Below are 4,227 nucleotides of genomic sequence, written 5' to 3' on the forward strand. Positions count from 1 at the left end.
CCGGCGCGGTCATCATCGGCGTGCTGACGGGCCGCCTCGACCGCGAGAAGATCCTGGCCTCGCTGCTGCAGGCGACGCGCACCGCGGCCGCGGTCTTCACCGTGCTGATCGGCGCACTGATCTTCGGCTATTTCCTGACAGTGACGCAGACGCCGCAGAAAGTGACCGAATTTCTCACCGGCCTCGGTCTCGGCAGCTACGGCGTGCTGGCGCTGATCATGGTGATGTATCTCGTGCTCGGCTGCCTGATGGACGCCATGGCGATGATCATCCTGACTGTGCCGATCATCTTCCCCGTGATCACGCATCTCGGCTTCGACCCGATCTGGTTCGGCGTCATCATCGTGATGACGGTCGAACTCGGCCTGATCCATCCGCCGGTCGGCATGAACGTCTTTGTCATCAAGAGCGTGGTGAAGGACGTCTCCTTCTCCACCATCTTCAAGGGCGTGATCCCGTTCGTCGCGACGGATCTGGTGCGGCTGGTGATCCTGATCGCCTTCCCGCTGCTGGCGACGTGGCTGCCGACGCGGATGATGGCGCATTGACGAGGTGAAGCGATGATCACGCCGACGTTAGAGACGAAGTACGCCTTCACCATCACCGCGCGCATCGGCGACGTCGTCACCGCCGGCGAGACCGGCATCGGCGTGCGCCGCATCATCCCGATCGTCGGCGGCGAGGTGAAGGGCGCTGTCAACGGCAAGGTTCTGCCCTTCGGCGCCGACTTTCAGACCATCCGCCCCAACGAGCTGATCGATCTCGAAGCCAGGTACGCCTTCGAGACCGACGACGGCGCCACCGTCTATGTCGAGAACAAGGGCATGCGCTTCGGCCCGGTCGAGCTGTTGCAAAAGCTCAAGCGGGGCGAGCCGGTCGATCCCAAACTGATCTATTTCCGCACTGTGCCGCGGTTCGAGACCGGACACGAGAAGTATCGATGGCTGATGGAGCACATTTTTGTCGCTTCAGCCGCGCGACACGCGGACCGCGTGGTGATCGACGTGCATCAGGTGATGTGAGGAATCGGTCTTTGACCTAGGGCGGACCTGGTTCAGAATGTAATCTGCGCCAAGTTGTGCAGACCACGGGAGTCCCACCATGTCTCTTATGGCTTCCAGCGAACCAGCCCCCCAACACACCTTCGACTCCGCCGAAATGGGCGCCATCGCTCATCTCTACCGCGGCGAGGTCTATCGATCGACGATCTGGCGAACGCGACTCGACAACACGACCAATTGGGCGATCGTCACGATGGGCATCGCACTGTCGACGACATTTTCGAGCCCGGGAGCTTCGCCTCTGCCACTCGTACTCGTCGGACTGCTCCTTGCCGTGTTCCTTGGTATGGAGGCGCGGCGTTATCGCTATTTCAATGTCTGGCGTGCCCGGGCTCGTTGGCTGGAGAGGAATTTCTATGCGCCAATCTTCACCGGTGAAACGCACGATGATAGCTGGAAGGCTGTTCTCGCGCGCGACTACACTGCGCCCCGCCATCACATTTCATTTGTCCGCGCTGCCGGACGGCGGTTGCGTCGCAACTACGTCTGGATTCTCGCCATCCAGGCGACCGCCTATTACGGCAAGATTGCCATCCATCCGACGCCTGCAGTGACCTTGACGGAACTTATCGATCGCGCCGCCGTCGGACCGATTCCCGGCTGGGTCGTTCTGATCGTGGGCTTTGCCTACAATTTCGGGTGGCTGGCGTTTGCACTCGGCACGATGTGGCTCGACCAACGCGAGCACGGGACCAAGGGCGACCAAGTGGCGATGGGCTGACGACACCGGCGGTTACCCGTTCCTGGGGGAGGCGAGGCGAGCGTAGCTGCCCCGCCGCCTAGGAGGGCTCCCCTCCTTGACTCCGCCCAAATTCGTTATACAACATAACTATTCTGACAAGGACGCAAATGACACAGGGAAACGCTGAGACCGCTGACGCGGGTGCCTCCGGGCTGCTCCGGATCGAGAGGGTGGACCGGGTTCTGACCGTGGGTCTGAACCGGCCGGCCAAGCGCAATGCGCTCAATGACGGCATCATCCTGGAAATCGGCGAGTGTTTTGCCTCCCTGCCCGAGGATATCGGCGCGGTCGTCATCCACGGCATCGGCGATCATTTCTCCTCAGGCCTGGACCTCTCCGAGCTGACCGAGCACGATGCGACCGGCGGCCTGCTCCATTCCCAGATGTGGCACCGGGTGTTCGACCGCATCCAGTACAGCCGCGTGCCCGTGATCGCGGCCCTCAGGGGCGCGGTGATCGGCGGCGGGCTGGAGCTTGCCTGCTCGGCGCATATCCGCGTCGCGGAGCCATCGACCTATTTCGCGCTGCCGGAGGGACAACGCGGCATCTTCGTCGGCGGCGGCGGCTCGGTGCGGCTGCCGCGGCTGATCGGTGTCGCCCGGATGATGGACATGATGCTGACGGGCCGCGTCTATAGCGCGACCGAAGGCGCCTCCTACGGCTTCGCGCAATATGTCACGGAAGCCGGCAACGCGTTCGGCAAGGCGATGGAGCTCGCGACCAAGGTCGCCTCCAACGCGCCGCTGACCAATTTCGCCGTGCTCCAGGCACTGCCGATGATCGCGGAGGCCAATCCGCAGACCGGCCTCCTGATGGAATCGCTGATGGCGACCGTCGCGCAGAGCGACAAGGAGGCCAAGCGCAGGATCCGCGAATTTCTCGAACACAAGACCGCAAAGGTAAAGCCGAAATCATGAGCGCGCAGCCGTCCTCTTCCGGCATGGAGCGCGGCGCGAGCGCTTTTCCGCTGCGGCCCATCTCGTTCGGCGATCCCGTCGTCAACATCGAGCGACGCGACGACGGCACGATTTACCTGCGGCCCAAACAGCCGCTCGGCGACTATCCCATCCGCATCACCGACCGCCTGCATCATTGGGCGACGACCACGCCGGACCGCGTCTTCATGGCCGAGCGCGAAGGCGGCCGCGGCTGGCGCAAGATCACTTACGCCGAGCTGCTCGTCGCGAGTCGGCACATCGCTTCGAGCCTGATCGCGCGCGGCCTGTCGGCGGAGCGGCCGGTCGTCATCCTCTCCGGCAACTCGATCGACCACGCTTTGCTCGCGTTCGGCGCGTTCTATGCCGGCATTCCGTTCTGCCCGGTGTCGCCGGCCTATTCGCTGGTGTCGAAGGATTACGGCAAGCTGTCTTACCTGATGAAGCTGCTGACGCCGGGCCTCGTCTTCGCCGAGGATGCCGACAGGTTCGCCGATGCGCTCGCCGCCAATGTCTCGCTCGGCACCGAGATCGCTGCGTCCTATGGCGGCGTGCCGGGCCGTGACGTCACCCTGCTCGCCGACCTCATGGCGACGCCGATCCGCAGCGATCTCGACGACGTCCACGGCAGGATCGGCCCCGACACGATCGCGAAATTCCTGCTGACCTCGGGCTCGACCGGCAACCCCAAGGCCGTCATCAACACCCAGCGCATGATCTGCGCCAACCAGGTGATGTTGCGCGAGACGCTCGCCTTCCTGAAGGACGAGCCGCCCGTCATCATCGACTGGCTGCCCTGGAACCACACCTTCGGCGGCAACCACAATATCGGGCTGACGCTCTACAACGGCGGCTCGATGTATCTGGACGCCGGCAAGCCGATGCCGGGCGGCATCGAGGAGACCGTGCGCAATCTCCAGGAGATCTCGCCGACGGTCTATTTCAACGTGCCCAAGGGCTATGAATCGCTGCTGCCCTATTTGCGCGAGGACCAGGGCCTGCGCGCGAAATTCTTCGACCGGCTGCACGCGATGTTCTTCTCGGGCGCCGCGCTGTCGCCGTTCATCTGGGACAGCCTCGACGAGCTCGCGGTAAAGGAAAAGGGTTATCGCGTGCCGATGCTGACCGGGCTCGGCGCCACCGAGACCGCACCGTTCTTCATGTCGGTCAATCCGCGCACCAGCCGCTCCGGGCATGTCGGCCTGCCTGTTTCCGGCAACGACGCCAAACTGGTGCCGAACAACGGCAAGCTGGAAGTGCGCGCCAAGGGGCCGAACGTCATGCCCGGCTACTGGCGCCAGCCCGACATCAGCGCGAAATCCTTCGACGAGGAGGGATTTTACAAGATGGGGGATGCGCTCAAGCCCGCAGACCCCGATGATCTCAACGCCGGGTTCGATTTCGACGGCCGTGTCGGTGAAGACTTCAAGCTCGCCAGCGGCACCTGGGTCAGCGTCGGCCCGCTGCGCGCGCGCCTCACAGCGGCCTG

5 protein-coding genes are annotated in these 4,227 nt (G+C 63.7%); all 5 read left to right on the forward strand.

Annotation, left to right across the window (positions count from 1 at the left end; genetic code table 11):
• The coding region (locus MOV75_RS29095) for a TRAP transporter large permease subunit (protein WP_247007054.1) at positions 1–548 on the forward strand (548 nt) is incomplete at its 5' end.
• Positions 549–560: 12 nt separating this feature from the next.
• On the forward strand, positions 561–1,022 hold the full coding sequence (locus MOV75_RS29100; RefSeq protein ID WP_246930892.1) for a DUF3237 domain-containing protein: 462 nt from the start codon (positions 561–563) through the stop codon (positions 1,020–1,022).
• An 88-nt stretch (positions 1,023–1,110) separates the two neighbouring features.
• A complete protein-coding gene (locus tag MOV75_RS29105) occupies positions 1,111–1,782 on the forward strand; it encodes a DUF2270 domain-containing protein (protein WP_309486855.1) in 672 nt (223 codons plus the stop codon).
• 128 nt (positions 1,783–1,910) lie between these two features.
• A complete protein-coding gene (locus MOV75_RS29110; RefSeq protein ID WP_246930895.1) occupies positions 1,911–2,720 on the forward strand; it encodes a crotonase/enoyl-CoA hydratase family protein in 810 nt (269 codons plus the stop codon).
• On the forward strand, positions 2,717–4,227 hold a 1,511-nt coding region (locus MOV75_RS29115), incomplete at its 3' end, for a feruloyl-CoA synthase (RefSeq protein WP_247007055.1). The genes MOV75_RS29110 and MOV75_RS29115, both read left to right, overlap by 4 nt.

The organism is Bradyrhizobium sp. PRIMUS42, assembly GCF_023006515.1.
Taxonomy (GTDB): Bacteria; Pseudomonadota; Alphaproteobacteria; order Rhizobiales; family Xanthobacteraceae; genus Bradyrhizobium.

What these genes read in the sequence shown, in the direction of transcription:
- MOV75_RS29100 (WP_246930892.1), top strand. Translation starts at nt 561, where the DNA reads ATGATCACGCCGACGTTAGAGACGAAGTACGCCTTCACCATCACCGCG.
- MOV75_RS29105 (WP_309486855.1), top strand. Translation starts at nt 1,111, where the DNA reads ATGGCTTCCAGCGAACCAGCCCCCCAACACACCTTCGACTCCGCCGAA.
- MOV75_RS29110 (WP_246930895.1), top strand. Translation starts at nt 1,911, where the DNA reads ATGACACAGGGAAACGCTGAGACCGCTGACGCGGGTGCCTCCGGGCTG.